The following is a 26,004-nucleotide window of genomic DNA, read 5'->3' on the forward strand; positions in this document are numbered from 1 at the left end:
CAATGAATAAAAAAAAAATTAAAATTCCTGAATTACCTGAATCTGTTTATAATGCAACTATTATTAAATGGCATAAAAAAATTGGCGATGATATTAATAAAAATGATTTACTCATTGATTTAGAAACAGATAAAATCATAATTGAAGTTCCCGCATTGCAAGATGGTATTCTTAGTAAAATTTTTAAAAATGTAGGAGATTCAGTCAAATCTTATGAAACAATAGGAATAATTAAAAAAAAAGATAATATAAAAAATATTTCACAAAATAAAATAGAAAAAAATTTTTTTTCTCCTTCTTTAAGAAGGAAAATGAATATTCATGTAAATGATGAAAAAAAAATGGAAAAAAATATTGATTCTCAGATTAATCAAAAGAAAAAAAAAAACAAAAAAAATATAGACGAGAATTTAAATAATTTAGTAAAAACAAAACAAAATTTAGAAATTAAAAAAGTTATAAAAATGTCTTCTTTAAGAAAAGAAATTTCTGAAAAATTAGTACAATCAAAAAATAAAACAGCTATGTTAACTACTTTTAATGAAGTAAATATGCAATCTATCATTAAAATTAGAAAAAAATTTGGTGAAGAATTTCAAAAAAAATACGGAATAAAATTAGGGTTAATGTCTTTTTTTGTGAAAGCAGTTACACAAGCTATAAAAAAATATCCAATTATTAATTCATCTCTTGTCAAAGATGAAATTGTCTATTATAAAAATATTAATATTAATATTGCTATTTCTACAAATAGAGGATTAGTTGCACCTGTGCTTTTTAATGCAAATAAAATGAGTATGTTTGCAATTGAAAAAAAGATTAAATCGTATATCTCACAATCTAATGAAAATAAATTAACTATAGATAATTTAAAAAACGGAACTTTTACAATTACAAATGGAGGTGTTTTTGGATCTTTAATGTCTACACCAATTATTAATCCACCTCAATCTGCAATATTAGGAATTCATTCAATTAATAATAGACCAATAGTTAAAAAAGAAAAAATAATATCTGCACCAATGATGTATATTTCTTTATCATATGATCATAGATTGATTGATGGAAAAGATTCTGTTGGATTTTTAAAAGATATAAAATTTACGTTAGAAAATTTTATAAATATAATTTTAAAAATTTAATTTTTTTCTTAAATTCTTTAATAGAAATTCGTTTTTAAATATAGTAAAATAAAGATACTTTATTTAAATATTTTTATGAATATCTTAATAATTTTAAACTAATATAATTCTTTTCAAGAAATAATAAAAGGAATTATATTAGTAAAGAAAAAATTTTACTTTTATTTCAAAAATAAAAAAAATAAAAAAAATAATTATTTTATTTTTTAAAGAAGGAATTTGATATGACATTTAAAATAGTTTTATTAAGACACGGAGAAAGTGAATGGAATAAATATAATAAATTTACAGGATGGTACGATATTAATTTAAATGAAAAAGGAAAAAAAGAAGCAAAAAATGCAGGATTATTGCTTAAAAAAAAAAATATAAAATTTGATCTTGCATATACTTCTGTTCTTAAAAGAGCAATTTATACTTTATGGAGTGTTTTAAAAAAAATAAATCAACCATGGTTAAAAATCTATAAAACATGGAGATTAAATGAAAGACATTATGGATGTTTACAAGGATTAAATAAAGATAGTGTTATTCAAGTATACGGAAAAAAAAATATTTTTGATTGGAGAAGAAGTTTTTCAGCTATTCCTCCAAATATTAGTAAATTTAATGATTACTGGTCAGGATATGATGATCGATATTCTGAAATGGAAGAAAAAGATATTCCTTTAGGAGAAAGTTTAAAACTTACTTTAGATAGAGTTCTTCCGTGTTGGGAAAATATGATTATTCCTAAAATGAAAAAAAATAAAAATATTCTTATTGTAGCACATGGAAATTCTTTGCGTGCATTAATAAAATATTTAGATAAAATTCCAGAAAAAGATGTTCCAGATTTAAATATACCTACAGGAAAACCAATAATATATGAATTTGATAAAAATTGTAATCCAATAAGATATTATTATTTGTAAAATATATTTTTTATTCTTTTTTTTAAAAGAATAAAAAAATTTTTAATATGTTAATTTCAATATAAAATAAAAAAGGAATTATATGATCAAAAAAATAGCAGTTTTGACTAGCGGAGGAGATTCTCCAGGAATGAACGCTGCTATTCGAAGCATAGTTCGCACATCTTATAATAATAAAATTAAAGTTATAGGAATTTTAAATGGTTATTTAGGATTATGCGAAAATAAAATGATAAATTTAAATATAAATACTGTTTCTAATATTATAAATAAAGGTGGAACTTTTTTAGGTACTGCTCGTTACATTGATTTTTTTAATAAAAAAACAAGAAAAATTGCTATTAAAAATATGAAAAAAAAAGGAATTGATGCATTAATTGTTATAGGTGGAAATGGAACTTATGCAGGAGCTAATGAATTACATAAAATGAATTTTCCATGTATTGGTATTCCTGGGACTATTGATAATGATGTTTTTGGGACAGATTATACTATTGGTTATAGTACAGCTTTAGAAACAATTGTTGAATCTATAGATAGATTAAGAGATACTTCTTCTTCGCATCAAAGAATTTCTATTGTAGAAATTATGGGAAGAAATTGCGGAGATTTAACTTTATCGGCAGCTATTGCTGGAGGTTGTGAATTTATAGTAATACCTGAAATTAAATATAATGAAAAAAAATTAATTAAAAAAATTAAAAAAAGTTTAAAAAAAGGAAAAAAACATGCTGTTATAGCTATGACAGAACATATTTGTGATGTAAAAAAATTAGCAAAAATTATTGAATTTCATACAAAAAAAGAAACTAGAGCTACAATTCTTGGACATATCCAAAGAGGAGGAGCTCCAGTAGCTTTTGATCGGATCTTAGCTTCAAAAATGGGTTTCTTTTCTATAAATCTTTTGTTAAAAAGAAAATTTGGGAAATGTATTGGAATAAAAAATGATAAAATTACATATCATGATATTAATCATGCTTTAAAATTTATGAAAAAAAAATTAAATAAAAAGTTAATTATACTTTCAAAAAATTTATATTAATAAAAATTTCTTATGTATAAAAATTTTTTATACATTACATTTTTGAATAATTTTTAAAAAATTTTTATATTGTAAAGATCCAGAACCAACTAATACTCCATCTATATATTTTTTTTCTATAATTCTCTTTATATTATTAGGAGAAACTGATCCTCCATATTGTAAATTTAAATTAATTTTTTTATACAAACTTTTTTTAATAATATAATTTTTTATAAATTTCATAATTTTATTAACATCATCTGGAGAAGCGTTCTCACCAGTTCCAATAGACCATATAGGTTCATAAGCAATGAATGTATTATGAAAAGCATTATTTCCACAGTGTAAAAATATTTCATCAATTTGTTTTTGAATAATATTTTTCGTTAGATTTTTTTCTTTTTCTTCTTGCGTTTCTCCAATACATAATATTGGAATTAATTTATTTTTTTTAACAGAAAAAAATTTTTTTGCTATTAATAAATTATTTTCAAAATGATTTTTTCGTCTTTCTGAATGTCCTAATATTATATATTTAGCACCAATTTCATTTATCATATTAGGAGAAATTTCTCCAGTAAATGCACCTTGATAATTATAATCAACATTTTGAGAGGCGAAAGAAATTTTCTTATTATGTATTTTTTTAGACATATATTTAATATAAATTATTGGAGGCGCAATAATTACTTTTGTATTTTTAAAAAATTTTTGATTTTCAGAATTAATATTATGAATAAATTCTTTTACAAAATTTTTATTTCCGTTCAATTTCCAATTAGCAATAACAATTTTTTTTTTCATACATTATCCTATTACATGAAATATGATAAAAAATTTTTTTTTTATTTTTTGTTGAAAACATAATTTAAATTTATAGTATTTAAAAGTATGAAACATCTTACTTTTACTTACTATAAATTTTTAATTTTTTATATAAAACTATAAAAATTTTTTTTAACTTTCATCTTTTGTTTTATTTTTTTTTTTAGATTTCTTTAAAATAAAATACTTTTCGAAAGACAAATATATAATTCTTTTTTTTCGATCAACATTTTGAACTAAAAAATTCATTTTTTTCTTAGTTTTCAAATTTTCAATTTGTTTTTTAATATCCATATTTTTAAAATGTGAAAACTTTACCATTGCAGAAATATTCTCTTTTACATTTATGATAACTTTTTCGTTTGAGTGAATTTTTTTAATCAAACCTTGGATCACAGATCCTTTTTTATATTTTTTTATAAATATTTTTAATGGATCTTCAAACAAATGTTTAATACTTAAAGAAACTCTTTCTCTTTCTGCGTCAACTTGAAGAACAACTGCAGAAATTTTTTCTCCTTTTTTATATTTTTTAACTAATTCTTCTCCAGAAGTATTCCAATCTATATCAGATAAATGAATTAATCCGTCAATCCCTTCTTTTAATCCTACAAAGATTCCAAAATCAGTAATAGATTTTATTACTCCATCTACTTTTGTTCCTTTTTTATGAATTTCTGCAAATTTTTTCCATGGATTTATAGTACATTGTTTTAAACCTAAAGAAATTCTTCTTCTTTCTTCATCAATTTCTAAAATCATTACTTCTATAATATCATTTAATTTGACAACTTTAGAAGGATGAACATTTTTATTCGTCCAATTCATTTCAGAAACATGAACCAAGCCTTCAATTCCTTCTTCAATTTCAACAAAACATCCATAATCTGTTAAATTAGTAATTTTACCAGTCACCTTAGATTTTTCTGGATATTTTTGAGATATATTTATCCATGGGTCTTGACTTAATTGTTTTAATCCTAAAGAAACTCTCATTTTTTCTTTATCAAATTTTAAAATTTTAACAATAATTTCTTCTCCAAGACTCACAATTTCACTAGGATGTTTGACTCGTTTCCATGCCATATCTGTAATATGTAATAATCCGTCTACTCCACCTAAATCAATAAAAGCCCCATAATCTGTTAAATTCTTTACAATTCCAGGAAGCTCTAATCCTTCTTGAATGTTACTTAATAATTTATTTCTTTCTACACTGTTTTCAGATTCAATAACTGCTTTTCGAGAAACAACAACATTATTTCTTTTTTTATCTAATTTAATAACTTTAAATTCTATTTTTTTTCCTTCTAAATGTGATGCATCTCGTATAGGTCTAATATCAACTAATGATCCAGGTAAAAAAGCTCGAATATCATTCAATTCGACTGTAAATCCACCTTTAACTTTTCCATTAATTATTCCTGTAATATTAGTAGATTCTTCATGTATTTTTTCTAAAACTAACCATGATTGATGTCTTTTTGCTTTTTCTCGTGATAAAATTGTTTCACCAAAACCATCTTCTACAGAATCTAAAGAAACTTCAATTTTGTCTCCTATTTTAATTTCCAATATTCCTTGAGAATTTTTAAATTGTTCAATCGGTATTTTGGACTCAGATTTTAATCCAGAATCTACTAATACATTTTCTTTATTTATTTTTATTATCTTTCCTGTAATTATTGATCCTGGTTTAGTTTTTATTTTTTTTAATGAATCTTGAAACAGTTTGGAAAAAGATTCTTTCATATGCTTTATTCTTTTTTTTTTAAGAAGTTGATAACTTATTTCAACATCAATGTTGTTAAAGTTGTTAAATTTTTTCTTAATTACATCCATTTTAAAGAATTTTTGGTTTATTTAATAATTTTTTATACACTATATCCATAGATTTTTCTAAAGTTTTTTGAAAGCTCATAGAAGTAGAATCAATAATTATAGCATCTTTTGCTGGAAATAAAGGACAAAGTATACGATTTTTATCTCTATTATCTCTATCTTTAATATTATTAATAATTGTTTTTTTTGAAATACAAAATCCTCTAGATTTTAAATCTAATTTTCTTCTTTTTGCTCTTTCTAATAAATTTTTTTTTAGAAATATTTTTACAACAGCATCTGGAAAAACTTTTGTTCCCATATCTCTTCCGTTTGTTACCAATCCTGGAAATTTTCTGAACTTTCTTTGTTTATATAAAAGCCAATGTCTGATATATGGAAAAACTGCAATTTTTGATGCTATTATAGAAATTTTTTCAGAATGAATTTCATTAGAAATATCTTTATTTTGAAAAAAAACTTTTATGCAACGATGTGTATTTTTGAAATTAAAAATTATATCAGGTAATAAAGAAGTTATTTTTTTCTCTTTTAGAGATAAATTATATTTCACAATATAGTAAGCAATTATCCTATACATATATCCTGATTCTAAAAAATTCCAATTTAATTTTCTAGATATAGCATAGGATAAAGTGCTTTTTCCTACACCGCTTGCACCATCAATAGTAATTACAGGATATTTATTAATCATAAATTTTTTTCTTTTAAAAAAATATTTATATATATATTACTATTTATATTTACATATAGAGAAAAATTTTGAAAAATAATCAGGAAATGTTTTATTAATGCATTCAGAATTTATTAAAGTTATCGGAATTCCAGATAAAGAAATTAATGAAAAACACATAGCAATACGATGATCATTATATGTGCAAATTTCTGATTGTTTAAAAAATTTCGGAGGACAAATTTGCAAATAATCTCTTCCCTCTTTTACTATTGCTCCTATTTTTTTTAGTTCAGTTGCCATTGCATGAAGTCTATCAGTTTCTTTTACACGCCAATTATATATATTTCTAATAGTTGTTATTCCATCAGCAAAAAGAGCAGTAATAGCAATTGTCATTGCTGCATCTGGAATATCATTCAGATCCATATCAATACTTATTAATTTATTTCTTTTACAAATAATTTGATTTTCTTTAAAAGAAATTTTTGCACCCATTTTTTTTAAAATTTTACCAAATTTTATATCTCCTTGTATGCTATTTTTTCCTACACCAAAAACACGTACTTTTCCACCTTTAATAGCTGCTGCAGATAAAAAATAAGAAGCAGATGAAGCGTCGCTTTCTATATAATAATTTATCGGAGAAATATAATTTTGATTATTAGAAATATAAAATATTTTATATTTATAATTTTTAACATTAATTCCAAATGATTTCATCATTTTTATAGTAATATTTACATATGGTTTTGATACTAATTCTCCTTTAATGACTATTTTTGTATTTAAAGATGCATAAGGAGATGCAATTAACAAAGCAGTAAGAAATTGACTAGATATACTTCCATTCAAAATTATTTTACCACCAATAAAACCACCATTAGTTAATACAGGAAGAAATCCTATTTTTTTTAAATATTTTATTTTTGCTTTACCTTGAATTAATGCATTAAATAAATGTTTAATAGGTCTTTCTTGCATTCTTTTATCACCTGTTATAATAACATTATTGTTTTTTATAGATAAAACAGATAATAATGAACGTACAGCAGTTCCTGCGTTTCCTAAATATAAAGTTGTATTTTTATTTTTTGGAAATTCTCTTCCTTGCCCGTGAATATAACAAGAATTATTTTTATGTGAATAAATATATTTAATACCTAAAATCTTTAAAGCACTTAACATATATTGTACATCATCGCTATATAATACATTTTGAAGACAAGTGATTCCATTTGATAAAGCAGCTAATAATAATGCTCGATTAGTAATACTTTTAGAACCTGGAAGTAATATGTCTCCTTCTATCTTATAAGGAGAATTTAATAACATTTTTGTTCGCATAAAATAATAAACCATTTAATATATAAAGAAATTTTTATATAAATTAATATTAAAAATTTTTTTTTTCAAAATTTGACATAAATTTAATTAATTTTTTTATCCCTTTTATTGGCATTGCATTGTAAATAGATGCTCGCATTCCTCCAAAAACTTTATGGTTTTTTAAAGCATATAAATTATTAATTTGAGATTGTTTTAAAAATAAATTATTTAATTTTTCGTTTCTTAATTGAAAAATAACATTCATACATGATCTATTATTTTTGTGTATATTATTTTTATAAAGTTTACTTTTATCAATAAATTTATATAAAATTTTAGCTTTCTTAATATTTCTTTTTTCAATTTCTTTTATACCTCCAATTTTTTTTAACCATTTAAATACTAAACTCGACAAATACCAAGAGAAATTTACTGGAGTATTAAAAAGAGAATTATTTTTTAAAGCAATATTATAATCTAATATAGATGGTGTTAAAGAATTATTATTTTGAATAAGTTTTTTTTTAAGAATTACAATTGTAATACCTGAAGTTCCTATATTTTTTTGAGCACTTGCATAAATTAAAGAATATTTTTTAATATTTATTTTACGTGATAGTAGAGTTGAAGAAAAATCTCCAACTATCTTTTTATTTTTAAAATTTGGTTCTTCATAAATAGATAAACCTTCAATTGTTTCATTAGGACAATAATGTATATAATCTGATTGATTATCTATTACCCATTTTTTCATCGGTAAAATAATTTTTTTTCTTTTTTTAGTAGAAATAACGTCTACTATATTAGTAGTACAATATTTTCGTGCTTCTTGAGCTGCTTGTCTTGACCAATATCCACTGTCAATATAATCAACTATTTTATTTTTTTTTGTTAAATTCATAGGTACAGCTGCAAATTGACCTCTTGCTCCACCGTGAAAAAAAAGTATTGTATAATTTTTTGGTATTTTTAAAAGAGTTCTTAAATCTTGTTTAGATTTTTTTATTAAATTCAAAAATTCTTCACTTCGATGACTAATTTCTAAAACAGATGATCCTAAATTACACCAATTTTTAAATTCTTTATGAGCTTTTCTTATAACTTCTTTTGGAAGCATAGAAGGCCCAGCACTAAAATTATAAATACATGTCATAAATTACACCGTTTCTTAAAAAATTTAAGACAAAAATTATATTCTTCTAAAAAATTTTATTGTAATTAATAGTTTATTTAATAAATTTTAACCCGTTCATATAATTGCGTAAAATTTTTGGCACTTTAATAGATCCATCTTGGAGCTGATAATTTTCAAGTATAGAAGCTAATGTTCTTCCAATAGCTAAAGCTGATCCATTTAATGTATGAACATAAACATTTTTATTTTTTAAAACATCAAAATATCTTGATTTTATTCTTCGCGCTTGAAAATCAAGTGTATTAGAACAAGAAGAAATTTCACGATAAGAATTTTGCGATGGAAACCATACTTCTAAATCATATGTTTTTGCTGATGAAAAGCTTGTTTTACCAGTACATAAAAGAACTTTCCTATACGGAAGTTTTAAAAGTTGTAAAACTTTTTCTGCATGCAGAGTAATATCTTCTAATGCTTGGTAAGAATTTTTTGGAAGTACAATTTGCACTAATTCAACTTTATCAAATTGATGTAAACGAATTAATCCTTTAAAATCTTTTCCATATGAAGTGGATTCTGATCTAAAACAAGGAGTGTTAGCAACAAATTTATATGGAAATTTTGATGTTTGTAAAATTTTATTTTGTACTAAATTTATTAACGGAACTTCAGCTGTAGGAATTAAAAAATAGTTATTCTTTTTAGAAGAATCTTTTGAAGAATTAATACTAAATAAATCTGAACTAAATTTCGGAAGTTGTCCAGTTCCATATAAACTATTTTTATGAACTATATAAGGAACATAAATTTCTTTATATTTATGTATATTAATATGCAAATCCAACATAAATTGACTTAATACTCGATAGAGTTTTGCAATTTTTTTTTTCATAATTACAAAATTTGTTCCTGAAATTTTTGCAGATGTTTCCCAATCAAAACAATTAATTTTATTTCCTAATTCTATGTGATTTTTTATTACAAAATCCATTTTTTTTTTCTTTCCCCAAGAATATATTACTTTATTTTGAGTTTTTTTTCTTCCAAAAGGTACATCTTCTAAAGTGATATTTGGGATATCAAGAGAAAAAAAATACATTTTTTTCTGAATTTTTTTTAATTTTTTGTGATATTTTTTAATTTTTAAACTTAGTTGACAACATTCTTTTTTTAAATTTTGTTCATCTATATTTAATTTTTTTTTTCCAATTAATTTAGATAACTTTTTTTGAATTGATCGAAAATTTTCCGTTTTTATTTGTATTTTTTTTCTTTTTTTTTCTAATTTTTCAAATTTTTCAATATTTAATTGAAATCCTTTTTTTAACAATTTTAATGAAAGATTTTTAATATCTTTTTTGAGTAATTTTGGATTTATCATATTTATTTTGCACAAAAATTATTTTTTTTTAAAATATTATTTTTATTTTTTTTGAAAGTATTTGTATAAATATATTTCATAATATTTTATAAATAAAATATTAAATATCTTTATATGTATTAATTTAATCAATTATATTATACTATAATTTAAAAAAATATATATTAATATAAAAAATTAGAATTTCAAATAATGTACAAAAAAAATAAAAAAAAATATATATATAAAAAAATTATTATTTTAGGTTCCGGTCCAGCAGGATACACTGCAGGAATATATTTGTCACGTGCTAATCTTAATCCAACAATTATTACTGGAAATAATCCAGGTGGTCAATTAATGAATACAAATATAATTGAAAATTGGCCTGGAGATTATAAAACTTTAACTGGAAAAAATTTTATTCATCGATTAAAAAAACATGCATTAAAATTTCATACAGAAATAATTCATGATCATATCATTAATATTAAGTTAAAAAAAAAACCATTTAAACTAATTGGCGAGAATAAAATATATCACACAGATGCAATTATTATTGCAACAGGATCAACACCAAAATATTTAGGATTAAAATCTGAATCTTTATTTCTTGGAAAAGGTGTATCTACTTGTGCTATTTGTGATGGTTTTTTTTATAAGGGAAAAGATATTGCTGTTGTTGGAGGAGGAAATACTGCTTTAGAAGAATGTTTATATTTATCTAATATTGTTAAAAAAATACATTTAATACATAGAAGAGAAAAATTTACAGCAGAGAACATTTTAGTTCAAAAAATATACAAAAAAATTTCTGAAAAAAAAATTATTTTTCATAAAAATTCTGTCATAAAAAAAATAATAGGTAATAAAGAAAAAATGCAATCTATAAAAATAGATTCATTAAATGATCATACATATACAATTAAAGTTTCTGGATTATTTTTAGCGATAGGAAATACTCCTAATACAAAAATATTTTCAAAAAAAATAAATATGAAAGATGGATATATTACATTAAAAAATTCAAAAAAGTATTCTTTACAAACTAATATTCCTGGAATTTTTGCCGCAGGAGATATTATATACAATTCATATAAACAAGCTGTTGTTGCTGCTTCTAGTGGCTGTATTGCTTCTCTTGAAGCGGAAAAATATTTAGAATCATTAAAAAAAATGTAAAATATTAAAAAAGATAAAAAAATATTTAAAATAAGATATAGGCAAATACGATGAAAGAAAAAAATATTGAAATGCAGGGAAAAGTTATAGATACATTGCCGAATACTATGTTTAGAGTAGAATTAGAAAATAAACATATTATTACTGCGCATATTTCTGGGAAAATGAGAAAAAATTATATTAGAATCCTTACAGGAGATACAGTTACTGTTGAATTAACGCCTTATGATTTAACTAAAGGGAGAATTATTTTTCGTAGTCGATAAATTCTTTTAAAAAATATTATTATAATTTCTTATATTTTAAAAAATTTTTTAATTTATGAAAATTTATAAAATTAATTAAATAAATTTTGTGAAATTTTTTTCTAAAGTCTTTTAGGATTGTACTATGCGAACTCATTATTGCGGAGACATTAACATCCAAGATATCTCTAAAAAATTAACTATTTGTGGATGGGTAAATAAAAAAAGAAATATTGGAAAAGTTTTATTTGTAGATGTTAGAGATAGAGAAGGAATAATTCAAGTAGTCTTTATTTCTAAAAATAATAAATTATTTCAATTAGCAGAAACATTAAAAAAAGAATCTTGTATACAAGTTTTTGGAGAAGTTAAAAAACGTTCTTGTAAAAATATTAATCTAAAAATAAAAACAGGAGAAATAGAAATTTTTGCAATAAAATTAAAAATTTTTAATTATTCAAAAAAATTACCTTTTGACATTAATTGTTCAACATCTCAAAAAAATAGATTAAAGTTTCGATATTTAGATATCAGACAAACAAAAATTATTCATAACTTAAAAATAAGACATTTAATAGTAAAGAATATTATTAATTTTATGAATAAAAATAAATTTTGGAATATTGAAACACCTTTTTTAACTCGATCAACTCCTGAAGGTGCAAGAGATTATTTAGTTCCTAGTCGTATTTATTTAAAAAAATTTTATGCTTTACCACAATCTCCACAATTATTTAAACAATTATTAATGATATCTGGAATAGATCGATATTATCAAATTGTGAAATGTTTCCGTGATGAAGATTTACGAGCAAATAGACAACCAGAATTTACTCAAATTGATATAGAAGCATCATTTTTTGATGAATCAAAAATATGTATGCTCACGGAAAAAATGATTAAAAATTTATGGTATCAAATAAAAAATTTTCAATTAAAAAAAATTCAAAAAATTTCTTTTTATGAATCTATGAAAAGATTTGGAACAGACAAACCTGATTTAAGGAATTCATTAGAATTAATAGATGTCCATGATTTATTTCATCATGAATATATATTTAAAAATTTTGACATTAAAAAACATAGAATTATTACCTTAAAAATACCTAATGGAATTCAATTAAATTCAAAAAAAATTCGTTCATATATAAAAAAAGCAAAAACAAAAAACATTAAACATGTATTTATTATACAAATTAAGAAATTAAAAATTTTTGATTATTATACACAAAAAAATATCTTTCATAACACAAAAGAATATTCGATACAGAAAATAATAAAAAGGAATAAAATAAAAAAAGACGATTTAATGATAATAATATATGGATATATTAAATCTATTAATAAAATTTGTGGAAAATTAAGAAATATTATTGCTGAAGATTCCAAAATAATCAATCCACTTGATTGGTCAGTTCTTTGGATAACAGATTTTCCTTTATTTAAAAAAAATAAAAAAAATCTTTTTGAATCCATGCACCATCCTTTTACATCTCCTCTAAATGAAAATATAGAACAACTAATACAAAATCCTGAGAAAGCTTTATCAAAATCTTATGATATGATAATTAACGGTCAAGAAATAGGAGGGGGGTCGGTAAGAATCCATAATAAAAAAATGCAAGAAGTAATTTTTAATATTATAGGTTTAAATAAAAAGACACAAAATGAAAAATTTGGATTTTTTTTAAGATCTTTAAAATATGGAACTCCTCCTCATGCAGGAATTGCATTTGGATTAGATCGAATAACTATGTTATTAACTAATAGTGTAAACATTAGTGATGTAATCGCATTTCCTAAAACTACTTCTGCACGTTGTTTAACAACAGGAGCACCACATATTATTTAATAAATAATACAAAATTTTTAATTTAATCTTTTATTATTCAAACTTATTTTTTAATTTTTTTTAAAAAAATCAATTTTTTGAACTTTTCAAAAATAAACTTAGTAAAAAAAATATTGATAAAAATAAAACAATGACTGGACTGATAAGAAAATCAAAATAAAATGAAATAAATAAACCAAATGTGAATGCAAACAAACTAATTATAAAAGATATAATTACAGAATTCTCAGGAGATGAAGAAAATCTTTGAGAAATAGAAATGGGTATAATCAATAAAGATGTCATTAATAATACACCAAAAAATTTCATTGCTAAACAAACAACAAAAGAAATAATAAACATTAATAAAAATCTCATAAAAAAAATATTTACTCCTTGTATTTGAGCTAATTCTGAACTAATAGTAATTAATAAAAAATTTTCCCAAAAAATTTTTAACACAATTAAAATTGTACAACTTATTAAAAAAATTTTAAAGACATCATATATAAAAATATGAGAAAAATCTCCAAAAAAATAATGAGGAATATCTATTTTTTTATTTTTTGAAATACAATTTAAAAAAATAGAACCTAAAGATAGAGAAATATTTGTTAATATATTAATTGTAGCATCAATTTTTATATAAGAATATTTTTCTATTAAAAGAATCAATAACAAAAAAATGAATATTAAAAAAAAATTTATATAAAAATAATCTATATTTATCATGTAACTAAGAGATATACCTAAAATAGATGCATGAGATAAAGAATCCCCTAAAAAAGACATTCTTTTCCAAACTATTAAAGATCCTATCGGGCTAGTTAAACAAATCATAAAAACTCCAATAATCCATGCAAAAAATAAATTTTCATTCATAAAAATTTACACCTTATAATGAGTTTTCATGAAAATATTTTAAAAATTATGTTTATGATTATGTTTATGCTTATAAAAAGCAAATTTTCTTCTTTCTAATTTTCCAAAAATTTTTATAAAATTTTTATTTTTTGCAATTATTTTTGGAGTACCTGAACAACAAATATGTTTATTCAAACAAATAACTATATCTGTTTTACGCATAACAAAGTTTAAATCATGTGATGCCATTAAAATAGAACATTTTAAATATTTTTTTATTTTTTCAATCAAATTATATAATTTTATTTGGCCAGAAACATCTATGCCTTGTGTTGGTTCATCTAAAACTAAAAATTCAGGTTTGTTTAGCATCGCATAAGTTAATAAAATTTTTTGAATTTCTCCTCCAGATAAACTATTCAAATTTCGATAAATTAATTTTTGTGCTCCTATCTTTTCTAAATTATGTAAAATATAATCATCAGTATATTGTCTGGTTAATTTCATAAATCTATGAACTGTTATAGGAAAAGGAGTATGAAAGTAAAAATTTTGTGGAATATATCCTATACGTTTTTTTTCAGTATAAATAACTTGTCCAAACGTAGGAGGTATTAATTTTAAAATAATTTGAATTAATGTAGATTTTCCAGCTCCATTAGGACCAATTAATGTAATTATTTTATTTTTTTTGAAAACAAAAGATATGTTTTCTAATATATTAATTTGATTTTTTTTAAAACAAATATTTTTTAAAATAATCAAAATTCTCTCTCTCTAATTTTCTTATTTGATAAAATTTTTCACATATTTTAATAACTTTATAAATCTTTGACTACTAAAATTCGACTAGTATTTGTATTTCCAGTAATTCCTTTTAAATCTGCTTGAGTAATAATAACTATATCGTTCAACTTTAAAAATTTTTTTTTATATAATAATTTTATCGCTTCTTGTGAAGCTAACAAACCTTTATTTTTTGTATTAAAAAAGATTGGTGTAACACCTCTATATAAAGAAGTTAAACGTAAAGTTTTTTTATTCTTAGATAAAGCAAAAATTGGCAATCCTGAACTAATTCTAGATGTAATTAAAGCTGTTTTTCCTGATTCTGTCATTGTAATAATAGCTTTTACACCTTTTAAATGATTTGCTGAATACATTGCAGACATAGAAACTATTTCTTCAATACTATCAAAAGAGATATTTATACGATGTTTAGAAATATTGATACTAGGAACTTTCTCAGCTCCTTGACATACTTTTGCCATAGTTCTAACTGTTTCAACAGGATTATTTCCAGAAGCTGTTTCAGAAGATAACATAACAGCATCACTTCCATCTAAAACAGCATTTGCTACATCCATAACTTCCGCTCGAGTAGGAACAAGATTAAAATTCATTGATTCCATCATTTGTGTAGCAGTAATCACAACTCTATTTAATCTTCGAGCTGTACGAATTAATTTTTTTTGCATACCAGCTAATTCAGCATCTCCAATTTCAATACCTAAATCTCCACGTGCAACCATAATAGCATCTGAAGCTAATATTATTTCTTCAATAACTTTATCTGATTTTACAGCTTCTGCTCTTTCAATTTTTGCAATAATTTTAGCTTGATTACCTACTTTATTCATTAATTTTCTTGCTTTTTGTAAATCTTTCGCTGATTTTGGAAAAGAAATAGCTAAATAATCTACCTTTATTTTAGATGCAATTAAGATATCTTTTTTATCTTTTTTAGTTATAGATCCAGCGTTTAATCCTCCTCCCAATTTATTAATTCCTTGATTATTTTTTAATATTCCTCCAATTAAAACTTTCGTAAAAATTTTTATATTATTAACATTTAAAATTATTAATTGTATTTTCCCATCATCTAATAGTAGAATATCATTAATTTTTAAATCTTTAGGTAAATTTTTATAATTAAATCCTATATTTTTTTTATTACCTAATTTTTTTTTATAATTGTAATCTAATGTAAAAAAATCTCCTTTTTTTAAAAATATTTGGTTATTTATAAATTTAGATATTCTAATTTTTGGTCCTTGTAAATCTCCTAAAATAGCTACATTACTTTTAGTATCCTCAATAATTTTAATAGCTTTTGAAATTCTTTTATAATGTTCTTTTTCTGTACCATGCGAAAAATTTAATCTTAAAACATTCGCACCAGATAAAATTATTTTTCTTAAAACTTTATCTGAATCTGTTGATGGTCCTAATGTAACTACGATTTTTGTTCTTCTGATACTATTTTTCATAATAAATAGCCTTTAAAATTTATCATAATTTCTTTAAATTAAAATAAATTAAAAAAATTTTATTTTTGTTATATTTTAATACTGTAGTCAAATTTAAGTTCAAAAATATTATATATATTTAATAATTATTTTTTGATAAATATTATATTATCAAATAATAAACTCTATATATAATATATAATATAATTTAATTAACAAGCAATTTTACTATTTAACAATAAAAGAATAAAATAAGGAATAAATAGTGTTTTATAAAAAAAATCTAGCATATGATTTAGTAATTTTTGGAGCCAAAGGAGATTTATCTAATAGAAAACTTATTCCATCTTTATATCAATTAGAAATTTCTGAAAAAATTTGTAAAAATACAAGAATTATTGGTGTTGGAAGAGCAGAATGGAATAGAAAAGAATATATAAAAATAGTAAAGCATTCAATTAAAAAATTTTTTAAAAAAAAAATCAACAAAAAAGTATGGAAACAATTTAAATCTAGATTATATTTTTGTAATATTGATGTTAATAAAATTTCTAATTTTTATAAATTAAAAAAAATTCTATCAAAAAAAAAAAAAATTATTCATTATTTTGCTATGCCTCAAAACACTTTTGGAAAAATTTGTAAAGGTTTAGGAAAATATCATTTTAATTCTTCTCAAGATCGAGTCATTCTAGAAAAACCAATTGGAAATTCTTTAAAAACTTCAAAAGAAATTAACAATAAAGTAGGGAAATATTTTACAGAAAAACAAATTTTTAGAATAGACCATTATTTAGGTAAAGAAACTATTTTAAATTTAATTGCATTAAAATTTTATAATTCTATTTTTTTTAACAACTGGAATAAAAAAACTATTGACCATATACAAATTACTGTTGCAGAAAAAATAGGAATAGAAGGAAGATGGGGTTATTTTGATAAAATCGGACAAACAAGAGATATGATTCAAAATCACTTATTACAAATATTATCAATTATAGCTATGTCTCCTCCACAAGATTTAAAAACACAAACTATTAGGAAAGAAAAATTAAAAATTTTAAAATCATTAAGAAAAATTGATTATAAAAATATTGATTTATTAACAGTTAGAGGACAATATTCTGAAGGCTTTTTAAACAATAAAAAAATGCCTGGATATATAAATGAAATAGGTGCTATAAAAACTAGTCAAACAGAAACATTTGTTGCAATTAAAGTGAATATAGATAGCCCAGAATGGATCGGAGTTCCTTTTTACTTAAGAACTGGTAAAAGATTACCAATTAAACATTCAGAAATAGCTATCTACTTTAAACCGATGAATAATCATATAATTAGAAAAGATATGAAAAATATTCCTTTAAATAAAATCGTAATTCGATTACAACCTAATGAAGGAATTGATATTTTTCTTGTAAATAAAATTCCCGGATTAGATTCTAATTATAAATTAAAAGAAATTAAACTTCCGTTTGACTATAAAAAAAGTTTTAAAAATTTACGTTTATGTGATTCATATGAAAGATTATTGTTAGAGTGTTCTTTAGGAATACAATCATTATTTGTCAGTAGAAAAGAAATAGAAGCATCATGGGAATGGATCGATTCTATCATAAATTCTTGGATAAAAAATAAATCTAAATTAGAATTATATCAAGCAGGAACATGGGGTCCTGAATCTTCTGAAAAGATGTTAAGAAACGATCATAGAAATTGGAACAATATAGTTTCTTAACTCAAATTATTTTTTCAAAAAAAAAAAAAAAANNAAAAAAAAAAAAAAAACTATGAAATGATTTTTTTATATTTTTAATAAAATTATTAAAATATATTTTTCATATAATATATTTTATATTTTATGAAAATTTTTTTTGATAAAAATTTTATAAAAAAATAAATTATATAATAAAAATATAATTTATAAAGTGTTATTTTTTATAAAAAATTAAAAATAAAAATATAAAAATTCAATAAAAATACAATATTCAAATAATTTTTAAATAGGAGAATTTATGATAAGAATTTTTTTATTTTTATTAACGAACTTATCAATTGTAAGTATACTGTTTATTCTAGGACTTTTCATTAAATTAAATATTTACGTTTTTTTCTTTGTAATTGTTTCGACTTTTCTGACGGGATTTGGGGGAGCAATAATTTCACTTTTATTATCCAAGAGAATCGCTTTGTTTTCTGTTGGAGGGAAAATTATTACTGATCCTGCAAATGATAGAGAAAAATGGGCGTTTAAAAAAATTAAAAAACAAGCATCAAAATTAAATTTAAAAACTCCAGAATTTGCCATATATGATTCTGATAGTTTCAATGCTTTTGCTACAGGAGCAACAAAAAATTCATCTGTAGTTGCTGTTTCAACAGCATTATTACATAAAATGCGTAAAAATGAATTAGAAGCTGTCATTGCTCATGAAATATCCCATATTTCCAACGGAGATATGGTAACAATGACTTTACTACAAGGAATTTTAAATACTTTTACAATATTTTTATCTAACGGATTATCTCATATGTTTTGTTCTATGATATTTGGAGAAGATAATACATCTGAAAATTTGCGTCAACGTAAAATAGGATATCATTATTATATAACATTATTTTTAGAAATAATTTTTGGAATATTAGCGAGTTTTATTACTATGTGGTTTTCTAGAAAAAGAGAATTTTATGCAGATGCAGGAGCTGCAAAACTATCCAGCATCGAAAATATGATTGCTGCTTTAAAAACATTAGAATATCATGCATATCTTATCAATGAACCAAAAAATGTTAATGCTTTATGTATTAATGGATCTATAAATAATTTTTTTTATCTTCTTGCTTCACACCCTCCGATAAATACTAGAATAAAAGCACTAAATAAAAAAAAATATATGTAATTATTTTATTTTAAAAGAAATTTATTTTTTACAAAATATAAAAATATTTTAATAAATCATGACATATGTTAAACATTGTTTTTTCATAAAAAATCCTCTATTATATGAGAATTAATTAAATTGTTTATAAAGAAATTAATTTTTTATTTATTTAAAAAAAATTCTTTTAAATTATTTAAAATAATAAAATAGATTCTTTATAAACTTTTTAAAACATTTGAAAAAAATAAATTTTTAGAGGAAAACAAATATGTCAAAAATTAAAGGTCAGGTAAAATGGTTTAACGAAGCAAAAGGTTTTGGATTTATTACTCCTGAAGATGGTAGTAAAGATGTTTTTGTGCATTTTTCTTCAATTCAAGGAGAAGGATTTAAAACTTTATCTGAAGGACAAAACGTCGAATTTGAAATACAAGAAGGACAAAAAGGTCCTTCTGCAATTAATGTTTTTACAATTCAATAAAAATTATTTATTAAGATTTTATTAAAAATTTTTTATAAACATTAAAAATTTTTAAAAGACCTCTGGTAGAATACGGAGGTTTCAATAAATTATTTAAATATATTAATACACATTTAATATATTTTATTCACTAAACTAAAATATTATAATTAAATAAAATTATTTTTTATTTTATGGAGTATTTAATGGGATTGCCTTTAGACCCGTCTACTTTCATGAACTTATTAATATTAATAACTATTGAAGTGGTTTTAGGTCTGGATAATCTAATTTTTTTAACTATTTTAGTAAAAAAATTACCTCCTCAACATAGAAAACAAGCAAGAATTTTAGGTGTACTTCTTTCTTTATGTATAAGAATAGTTTTTCTATCACTTCTTTCTTGGTCAGCATCTTTAAAAAATCCTTTTTATTCAAGTAAATATTTTACTTGTTCTGTACGACAAGTTATTTTACTTTCTGGTGGATTATTTTTATCTTCAATGGCTTTCTTTGAATTATATAACAAAGCATTCCATACAAATAAAAGAATAATAATACAAAAAAAGTATTCAAAATTATGGTCTATAGTTTTTCAATTAGTTCTTTTAGATGTAATCTTTTCATTAGATTCAATTATTACAGCAATTGGAATAATGAATAATATAATTTTAATGAGTATTGCAGTAACAATATCGATGCTTTTTATGTTATTAGTTGCAAAACCATTAAAAAAATTTATGGATAAATACCATACAATTTTTATTGTATGTTTAAGTTTCTTATTTATGATTGGTGTAAGTTTAATTTTAGAGGCTTTTAAATTAATTGTTCCTAAAAATTATTTATATTTCTCTATCTTCTTTGCAATATTTGTTGAATTTTTTAATCAATTCTCTAAATATAATCTTTCTTTATATCAATATAGTAGACCAATTAGAATAAGAATATTAGAAAAAATTTTTAAAATTTTGAAAAATGAAAGAAAAAAAAATAAAAAATTTTTACACTCAATAAATGAAAAAAAAAATAAAAATTCTTCTCTTGATATGACATTTGATAAAGAAGAACAATATATGATTTATAGTCTGTTAAATTTAGCAATCAGACCTATAAAAAGCATCATGACTCCAAGAACAGAAATTTCTTGGATAAATATTAATACATCTAAATCAAAAATTAAAAAAAAAATATTAGACACTCCACATAACATTTTCCCTATTTGTGAAGGAGAATTAGATCGCTTAATTGGAGTTGTTCATGCTAAAGAATGTTTAAATGCTATTGAAAATAAAAAAAATATAGAAAAATGTGCATTAAAAAATTTACCTATCATTATTTCAGAAGATATCAATCCTATTTATTTATTAAAAATATTAAAAAAATCTCGAGGAAATATCATTATTGTTATAAATAAATTTAACGTAATTCAAGGATTAATTACTCCTTTAGATTTTTTAAAAGCTATTGCAGGAAACTTTCCAGATGTAGATGAAACTCCTGATATTGTAAAAGAAAAAAATAGTTGGCTTGTAAAAGGACATACAGATTTAAACTCTTTACAACAATTATTAAATATAAAACCTTTGATGAAAAAAAAAATTATTCATGCATCAATAGCAGGATTATTAATTGAAAAAAAAGGTTCTATGCCAATTCCAGGAGATATTATCAAAATTTCCTCTTTTTATTTTAATGTTCTTAAAGTAAAACGTTATAAAATAGAATTAATTCGAATTACAAAAAAAAAATAAAAAAAAATATAATTTATTCATGAATTTAAACATGAATAAATTATATAAAAATTACATTTAAAATTTTGGAAATAAAAAAATTGAAATTATTAACCCTTGAAAGCACAAATAAAATATGTTCAGTTGCTATTAAAAATAACAAACAAATAAATTTTTTATATAAATTTTCTTATAATAATCATAGTCAGATAATTATGAGTATTATTAATAAAATTTTACTAAAAACATCAATTTCTTTAAAAGAAATTGATTATATAGCAGTTTCAATAGGTCCAGGTTCTTTTACAGGAATTAGAATATCAATTAACATTGCACACGGTTTTTCTACTGGATTAAACATCCCATTAATTGGTATTTCTACCTTAAAAATTTTAGCAGAACAAGCAAAAAGAAAAACTTTATATAAAAATTTTATTATTGTCATTCAAGCTAACAAAAAAAAAATATATTGGGGAAAATATTTTTTTAATAACAAAAAATGGAATCTAAAAAAAAAAGAATTATATATTTCTTATAAATCTGCATTAAAAAAAATTCAAAAAACAAAAAAAAAATGGAAAATTATTGGAAATTTAAATTCATATATATTAAAAAAAATTAATTTGAATCAATTTATTCCTAATATTAATTATCCCAAAGCGTTAGATATGATACCTTTAGCTTTAAAAGATATAAAAAATAAAAAAAAAATTCAAAAAATAATATTACCAAATTATTTAAATAATAAATTTATATAAATTTTTTTATCAAATTATAAAATATTTTTTTATTTTTTCTTGTTAAATTAATTAGGTAATTTTACATTAAGTTCTAGTATAGAAATATTTTTTTTTTTTTGTTCTAATTGCACCGTAATAGAATTTTGATCAATATTTATATATTTACAAATTACTTTTAATATATCTTTTTTTAATTGTGGAATATAATCTGGCTGAAAATTACTTTTTTTTTGCTCGGCAATAATTATTTGTAATCTTTTTTTTGCAACAAATGCAGTTTTTTTTTTTTTAGATAAAAAAAAGTCTAATAAAGTCATAATTATCGTCCAAATAAACGTTGAAAAAAATTTTTCTTTTGTTCAACAAATCTATGAGGAAGTTTTTTTCCTAATAATCTTTGAACAACATCTTGATACGCTTGTCCTGAATTCGATTCTAAATTTAATATAATTGGAATACCTTGATTTGATGATCTTAAAACACAAGAATCTTCTGGAATAACACCGATCAATTGAATTCTTAAAATATCTAAAACATCTTCCATACTTAACATATCTCCAGAGTGAACTTTTTCAGGAGAATATCTTGTTAATAATAAATACTCTTTAACAGGTTTTTTATTTTTATTTTCTGATCTTTTTGATTTAGATGCAATAATTCCTAAAATTCTATCTGCATCGCGTACGGAAGAAATTTCTGGATTAGTTGTAATAATTGCTTCATCAGCAAAATATAAAGCTAGTAAAGCCCCTCTTTCTATTCCAGCAGGAGAATCACAAATTATAAATTCAAAATTCATATTTAATAATTCTTGAAAAACGAGAGAAACTCCTTTATATGTTAATGAATCTTTATCTTTCGTTTGTGAAGCTGGTAAAATAAATAAATTTTTTGTATTTTTATCTTTAATCAAAGTTTGACTAACAGTAGATTCTCCTTGAATTATATTAATAAAATCGTATACTACTCGACGTTCGCATCCCATAATTAAATCTAAATTTCTTAAACCTACATCAAAATCAATTACTACAGTTTTTTTTCCATTCTGTGCTAAACCGGTAGAAATAGATGCACTTGAAGTTGTTTTTCCAACACCTCCTTTTCCAGATGTAACAACAATAATTCGAGCCATAATTTTTATTTTCCTTAAAAAATTTAAATGATAATTATAACTTTTTTATTTTTACCATTCCATTTTTATAAATAACTTGAGCTGATTTATTAAAAATCTTTTTCGGAATAGCATCCATTAAACAATATTCTCCAGAAATAGATAATAACTCAGAACATAAATTTGTACAAAAAATTCTTCTTGTACGATCTCCATGAGCACCAGCTAAAGCTCTTCCACACAATTTTCCATATACATGAATATTTCCATCAGAAATTAATTCTGCTCCTTCATTTACATTATTAATTATAATCAAATCTGATTTTTTTGAATAAATAGTTTGTCCAGAATGAATTGTATTTTCATAAAAAATGCTTTTATAAAATTTCTTTTTACTATTTTTTTTTTTTTTTTCAACTAAATTTTTAGTATTTGAAAAAATTGGTAATCCTGATTTCTGAATAATATTTTTTAAATAAAAATCATGACAACCTACAATTCCTATAATTTTTAAACCATAGGAAATAATTAATTCTTGAATTTCATTCCAATTAGAGTATTTAGGTAATAAAGATAAATTAATAATAATTGGAGCATTTTTAAAAAATTCTGGAGATTTTTTTATTTCTTGTTTTAAAAAATAATTAATAATATTTATTTTATTACTGTTTAAGTATAATACTAAAGTTGTAAAAATACTTCCTTTTAATTTTATAGGTATTTTTTCATATTTTAAATTCATAATAATTATTATTTAAAGTTTTTTATTTTTTTATAAAAAATATTTTATTAAATTCTTAAAAAAATATTTTAATGTAATTAATATTAAATTATATATTTTTTTAAAAAATAAAAAATAAAAATTTTTTAAATATAAAAAATAAAAAAATATTTTAATATATAAAATAAATATTTTTTTCTATTTTATTAAGGAGATTTATCTTTTGAAACTTAATAATTCAAGTAAATTATTATTACGGCACAAAAAAATGTTTGTGAATAAAAAAATTTTATTTTCTGGTAATATACACGATTCTTTGCCAGAAATTTTAAAAACAAAGGAAAGCTTTGTACACATTCAAAAATATGATTCCTTAAAATATATACAAAAAATTAAAAAAAAAAATATTTTTTTAAATTTTTTAGTGAAAAAAAAAATGATAAAAAATTGTAATACTATTATTTATTTTTTTTCAAAAAATAAAAAAGAAGTTTATTTTCATATAAAAAAAATTATTTCAATTTTGAAAAAAAAACAAAAAATTTTTATTATTGGAGAAAACAAAAGTGGAATTAAAAGTTTCATGATATCTTTAAAGAAAAAAATTAATTTTAAAAAATATATTTACGGGAAAAAATCTATTTTTTATTATAAAAAAATTAAAAATAAAATTTTTTTTAACTTAAATAAATATTATAAAATAAATTACTGGAATAATATTCCTCTTTATTTTTTACCTGGAGTTTTCGGATATCAAAAAATTGATTCTGGAAGTGAATTATTAATATCTACATTTTATAAAAATAAATTTTTTAATAAAAAAATTTTAGATTTATGTGCAGGATCTGGAATTTTATCTATAGCTGTTAAAAAAATTGTAAAAAAAAATAAAATAATAGCTTCTGAAAACTGTTTCACCGCTTTAAAATGCTGTAAAAAAAATTTTTTATTAAATAATTTAAAAATTTTATTAAAAATTAGTGATATATATTCAAATATAAAAGAAAGATTCAATATTATTATATCTAATCCACCTATTCATAAAAATTTTAAAAAAACAACGTTTTTCATAAAAAAGATTATTTTTGAATCGAAATTATATCTAAAAAAAAATGGAGAATTAAGAATAGTCGTTAACAATTCTATTCCTTGTTTAAAATATTTTAAAAAAAATTTTAAAAAATATAATATTCTTAAAAAAAAAAATAATTTCACAGTATACCAAGGTTGGAAATAAATAAAAATTTTACCCGAAGCGGGACTTGAACCCGCAAAGTTATAAATAACCGAGGGATTTTAAGTCCCTTGTGTCTACCAAATTCCACCATTCGGGTATTAAAAAACTTTCAAAAAAAATTTAAGAAGGAAGGTGCACCTCGGAATCGAACCGAGTTATACGGATTTGCAATCCGCTGCATAACGCCAATCTGCCAATGCACCAAAATTTTTTTCTTACTTCTTAATTTAAACTGTTTATATATATATAACAAATACTTATAAAATGTCAATAAATCTTTTTAATTCATAAAAATTTTATTTTTAACGATTAAAAATATTCTTTACAAGATTTTAGATAAAGTATATTATTAATAATGTTTAAAAATATTTTAGCAAAATATTTTTTTATCATACGCGGAGGGGTGGCCGAGTGGTTTAAGGCAGCGGTCTTGAAAACCGCCGACAAGAAATTGTCCGAGAGTTCGAATCCCTCTCCCTCCAAAAGCAAAACAAAAAAAAAA

At 21.7% G+C, this 26,004-nt stretch carries 23 protein-coding genes, 3 tRNA genes and 1 pseudogene; 13 read left to right on the top strand and 14 right to left on the bottom strand.

Features of this window, described 5'->3' with window-relative positions; all coding sequences use genetic code 11:
* The first annotated feature begins 2 nt into the window (after positions 1-2).
* The 3 genes from sucB (at position 3) to pfkA (ending at position 3,101) form a co-directional block, all read left to right on the top strand.
* Positions 3-1,142 (top strand): dihydrolipoyllysine-residue succinyltransferase, encoded by a 1,140-nt coding sequence (gene sucB, locus AB4W52_RS01070; protein ID WP_367675118.1) that lies wholly within the window; start codon positions 3-5, stop codon positions 1,140-1,142.
* 224 nt (positions 1,143-1,366) lie between these two features.
* The gene (gpmA, locus tag AB4W52_RS01075) at positions 1,367-2,056 is read left to right on the top strand and encodes a 2,3-diphosphoglycerate-dependent phosphoglycerate mutase (protein WP_367675119.1); all 690 of its coding nucleotides are present in this window, start codon (positions 1,367-1,369) and stop codon (positions 2,054-2,056) included.
* A gap of 82 nt (positions 2,057-2,138) precedes the next feature.
* Complete coding sequence (pfkA, locus tag AB4W52_RS01080) at positions 2,139-3,101, top strand: 6-phosphofructokinase (RefSeq protein WP_367675120.1); 963 nt, start codon at positions 2,139-2,141, stop codon at positions 3,099-3,101.
* 27 nt (positions 3,102-3,128) lie between these two features.
* On the opposite strand, the gene tpiA is transcribed toward pfkA, so the two are convergent.
* From tpiA to serS, 6 genes and pseudogenes are all read right to left on the bottom strand, one after another.
* Positions 3,129-3,887 carry a triose-phosphate isomerase gene (gene tpiA, locus AB4W52_RS01085; protein WP_367675121.1) on the bottom strand — a complete coding sequence of 253 codons (759 nt, stop codon included), beginning with the start codon at positions 3,885-3,887 and terminating at the stop codon, positions 3,129-3,131.
* A gap of 219 nt (positions 3,888-4,106) precedes the next feature.
* Positions 4,107-5,660: pseudogene (gene rpsA / locus AB4W52_RS01090) on the bottom strand (30S ribosomal protein S1); the annotation flags it as partial.
* Positions 5,661-5,751: 91 nt separating this feature from the next.
* A complete protein-coding gene (cmk, locus tag AB4W52_RS01095) occupies positions 5,752-6,444 on the bottom strand; it encodes a (d)CMP kinase (RefSeq protein ID WP_367675122.1) in 693 nt (230 codons plus the stop codon).
* Between the two features lie 39 nt (positions 6,445-6,483).
* Complete coding sequence (aroA, locus tag AB4W52_RS01100; protein WP_367675123.1) at positions 6,484-7,758, bottom strand: 3-phosphoshikimate 1-carboxyvinyltransferase; 1,275 nt, start codon at positions 7,756-7,758, stop codon at positions 6,484-6,486.
* Positions 7,759-7,819: 61 nt separating this feature from the next.
* Entirely contained in the window at positions 7,820-8,905 is a 1,086-nt protein-coding gene (serC, locus tag AB4W52_RS01105) for a 3-phosphoserine/phosphohydroxythreonine transaminase (protein ID WP_367675124.1), read from the bottom strand.
* Between the two features lie 73 nt (positions 8,906-8,978).
* On the bottom strand, positions 8,979-10,268 hold the full coding sequence (gene serS / locus AB4W52_RS01110; protein WP_367675125.1) for a serine--tRNA ligase: 1,290 nt from the start codon (positions 10,266-10,268) through the stop codon (positions 8,979-8,981).
* Between the two features lie 192 nt (positions 10,269-10,460).
* Between serS and trxB the strand changes: the two genes are divergently transcribed.
* From trxB to aspS, 3 genes are all read left to right on the top strand, one after another.
* Positions 10,461-11,429: a thioredoxin-disulfide reductase gene (gene trxB, locus AB4W52_RS01115; protein WP_367675126.1), complete on the top strand. Its 969-nt coding sequence runs from the start codon at positions 10,461-10,463 to the stop codon at positions 11,427-11,429.
* 50 nt (positions 11,430-11,479) lie between these two features.
* Positions 11,480-11,695 carry a translation initiation factor IF-1 gene (gene infA / locus AB4W52_RS01120; RefSeq protein ID WP_367675127.1) on the top strand — a complete coding sequence of 72 codons (216 nt, stop codon included), beginning with the start codon at positions 11,480-11,482 and terminating at the stop codon, positions 11,693-11,695.
* A 124-nt stretch (positions 11,696-11,819) separates the two neighbouring features.
* Positions 11,820-13,526: an aspartate--tRNA ligase gene (gene aspS, locus AB4W52_RS01125; protein WP_367675128.1), complete on the top strand. Its 1,707-nt coding sequence runs from the start codon at positions 11,820-11,822 to the stop codon at positions 13,524-13,526.
* 69 nt (positions 13,527-13,595) lie between these two features.
* On the opposite strand, the gene AB4W52_RS01130 is transcribed toward aspS, so the two are convergent.
* Genes AB4W52_RS01130 through pyk form a run of 3 tightly spaced genes read right to left on the bottom strand, consistent with a single transcriptional unit; the run spans position 13,596 to position 16,639 of the window.
* Positions 13,596-14,387: a metal ABC transporter permease gene (locus AB4W52_RS01130; protein WP_367675129.1), complete on the bottom strand. Its 792-nt coding sequence runs from the start codon at positions 14,385-14,387 to the stop codon at positions 13,596-13,598.
* Between the two features lie 39 nt (positions 14,388-14,426).
* On the bottom strand, positions 14,427-15,134 hold the full coding sequence (locus AB4W52_RS01135) for an ATP-binding cassette domain-containing protein (RefSeq protein ID WP_367675130.1): 708 nt from the start codon (positions 15,132-15,134) through the stop codon (positions 14,427-14,429).
* Between the two features lie 56 nt (positions 15,135-15,190).
* A complete protein-coding gene (gene pyk / locus AB4W52_RS01140; RefSeq protein ID WP_367675131.1) occupies positions 15,191-16,639 on the bottom strand; it encodes a pyruvate kinase in 1,449 nt (482 codons plus the stop codon).
* A gap of 244 nt (positions 16,640-16,883) precedes the next feature.
* On the opposite strand from pyk, the gene zwf reads away from it, so the two are divergent.
* The 5 genes from zwf to tsaB all read left to right on the top strand — a co-directional run bounded on the left by zwf (position 16,884) and on the right by tsaB (position 22,451).
* Positions 16,884-18,356 carry a glucose-6-phosphate dehydrogenase gene (gene zwf / locus AB4W52_RS01145; RefSeq protein WP_367675132.1) on the top strand — a complete coding sequence of 491 codons (1,473 nt, stop codon included), beginning with the start codon at positions 16,884-16,886 and terminating at the stop codon, positions 18,354-18,356.
* A 277-nt stretch (positions 18,357-18,633) separates the two neighbouring features.
* Positions 18,634-19,518 (top strand): protease HtpX, encoded by an 885-nt coding sequence (htpX, locus tag AB4W52_RS01150; RefSeq protein ID WP_367675133.1) that lies wholly within the window; start codon positions 18,634-18,636, stop codon positions 19,516-19,518.
* A gap of 250 nt (positions 19,519-19,768) precedes the next feature.
* Positions 19,769-19,981, top strand: a complete 213-nt coding sequence (gene cspC, locus AB4W52_RS01155) for a cold shock-like protein CspC (RefSeq protein ID WP_367675134.1) — start codon at positions 19,769-19,771, stop codon at positions 19,979-19,981.
* Positions 19,982-20,166: 185 nt separating this feature from the next.
* Entirely contained in the window at positions 20,167-21,714 is a 1,548-nt protein-coding gene (locus AB4W52_RS01160; RefSeq protein ID WP_367675135.1) for a TerC family protein, read from the top strand.
* 80 nt (positions 21,715-21,794) lie between these two features.
* On the top strand, positions 21,795-22,451 hold the full coding sequence (tsaB, locus tag AB4W52_RS01165) for a tRNA (adenosine(37)-N6)-threonylcarbamoyltransferase complex dimerization subunit type 1 TsaB (RefSeq protein ID WP_367675136.1): 657 nt from the start codon (positions 21,795-21,797) through the stop codon (positions 22,449-22,451).
* 47 nt (positions 22,452-22,498) lie between these two features.
* Here the strand turns inward: tsaB and minE are convergent, their stop codons facing one another.
* Genes minE through minC form a run of 3 tightly spaced genes read right to left on the bottom strand, consistent with a single transcriptional unit; the run spans position 22,499 to position 24,286 of the window.
* Complete coding sequence (gene minE, locus AB4W52_RS01170; protein ID WP_367675137.1) at positions 22,499-22,750, bottom strand: cell division topological specificity factor MinE; 252 nt, start codon at positions 22,748-22,750, stop codon at positions 22,499-22,501.
* 2 nt (positions 22,751-22,752) lie between these two features.
* A complete protein-coding gene (gene minD / locus AB4W52_RS01175) occupies positions 22,753-23,565 on the bottom strand; it encodes a septum site-determining protein MinD (RefSeq protein ID WP_367675138.1) in 813 nt (270 codons plus the stop codon).
* A gap of 34 nt (positions 23,566-23,599) precedes the next feature.
* A complete protein-coding gene (minC, locus tag AB4W52_RS01180; protein WP_367675139.1) occupies positions 23,600-24,286 on the bottom strand; it encodes a septum site-determining protein MinC in 687 nt (228 codons plus the stop codon).
* Between the two features lie 202 nt (positions 24,287-24,488).
* Between minC and AB4W52_RS01185 the strand changes: the two genes are divergently transcribed.
* Entirely contained in the window at positions 24,489-25,502 is a 1,014-nt protein-coding gene (locus AB4W52_RS01185) for a methyltransferase (RefSeq protein WP_367675140.1), read from the top strand.
* Between the two features lie 10 nt (positions 25,503-25,512).
* Here AB4W52_RS01185 and AB4W52_RS01190 read toward each other — a convergent pair.
* Positions 25,513-25,599, bottom strand: a tRNA-Leu gene (locus tag AB4W52_RS01190).
* A 33-nt stretch (positions 25,600-25,632) separates the two neighbouring features.
* Positions 25,633-25,705 (bottom strand) — tRNA-Cys (locus AB4W52_RS01195).
* Between the two features lie 194 nt (positions 25,706-25,899).
* On the opposite strand from AB4W52_RS01195, the gene AB4W52_RS01200 reads away from it, so the two are divergent.
* A tRNA-Ser gene (locus AB4W52_RS01200) sits at positions 25,900-25,984 on the top strand.
* The last annotated feature ends 20 nt before the right edge of the window (positions 25,985-26,004 follow it).

Source organism: Buchnera aphidicola (Chaetosiphella stipae setosa), from assembly GCF_964059095.1.
In the GTDB taxonomy this organism is placed as follows: Bacteria; Pseudomonadota; Gammaproteobacteria; order Enterobacterales; family Enterobacteriaceae; genus Buchnera_J; species Buchnera_J aphidicola_BP.

Excerpts from the sequence above, each read along its gene's own strand:
- htpX (WP_367675133.1), top strand. The coding sequence starts at position 18,634 with ATGATAAGAATTTTTTTATTTTTATTAACGAACTTATCAATTGTAAGT.
- gpmA (WP_367675119.1), top strand. The coding sequence starts at position 1,367 with ATGACATTTAAAATAGTTTTATTAAGACACGGAGAAAGTGAATGGAAT.
- AB4W52_RS01130 (WP_367675129.1), bottom strand. The coding sequence starts at position 14,387 with ATGAATGAAAATTTATTTTTTGCATGGATTATTGGAGTTTTTATGATT.
- infA (WP_367675127.1), top strand. The coding sequence starts at position 11,480 with ATGAAAGAAAAAAATATTGAAATGCAGGGAAAAGTTATAGATACATTG.
- minC (WP_367675139.1), bottom strand. The coding sequence starts at position 24,286 with ATGAATTTAAAATATGAAAAAATACCTATAAAATTAAAAGGAAGTATT.
- serS (WP_367675125.1), bottom strand. The coding sequence starts at position 10,268 with ATGATAAATCCAAAATTACTCAAAAAAGATATTAAAAATCTTTCATTA.
- aspS (WP_367675128.1), top strand. The coding sequence starts at position 11,820 with ATGCGAACTCATTATTGCGGAGACATTAACATCCAAGATATCTCTAAA.
- tpiA (WP_367675121.1), bottom strand. The coding sequence starts at position 3,887 with ATGAAAAAAAAAATTGTTATTGCTAATTGGAAATTGAACGGAAATAAA.
- sucB (WP_367675118.1), top strand. The coding sequence starts at position 3 with ATGAATAAAAAAAAAATTAAAATTCCTGAATTACCTGAATCTGTTTAT.
- cmk (WP_367675122.1), bottom strand. The coding sequence starts at position 6,444 with ATGATTAATAAATATCCTGTAATTACTATTGATGGTGCAAGCGGTGTA.
- cspC (WP_367675134.1), top strand. The coding sequence starts at position 19,769 with ATGTCAAAAATTAAAGGTCAGGTAAAATGGTTTAACGAAGCAAAAGGT.
- minE (WP_367675137.1), bottom strand. The coding sequence starts at position 22,750 with ATGACTTTATTAGACTTTTTTTTATCTAAAAAAAAAAAAACTGCATTT.
- minD (WP_367675138.1), bottom strand. The coding sequence starts at position 23,565 with ATGGCTCGAATTATTGTTGTTACATCTGGAAAAGGAGGTGTTGGAAAA.
- trxB (WP_367675126.1), top strand. The coding sequence starts at position 10,461 with ATGTACAAAAAAAATAAAAAAAAATATATATATAAAAAAATTATTATT.
- aroA (WP_367675123.1), bottom strand. The coding sequence starts at position 7,758 with ATGTTATTAAATTCTCCTTATAAGATAGAAGGAGACATATTACTTCCA.
- pfkA (WP_367675120.1), top strand. The coding sequence starts at position 2,139 with ATGATCAAAAAAATAGCAGTTTTGACTAGCGGAGGAGATTCTCCAGGA.
- AB4W52_RS01160 (WP_367675135.1), top strand. The coding sequence starts at position 20,167 with ATGGGATTGCCTTTAGACCCGTCTACTTTCATGAACTTATTAATATTA.
- serC (WP_367675124.1), bottom strand. The coding sequence starts at position 8,905 with ATGACATGTATTTATAATTTTAGTGCTGGGCCTTCTATGCTTCCAAAA.
- pyk (WP_367675131.1), bottom strand. The coding sequence starts at position 16,639 with ATGAAAAATAGTATCAGAAGAACAAAAATCGTAGTTACATTAGGACCA.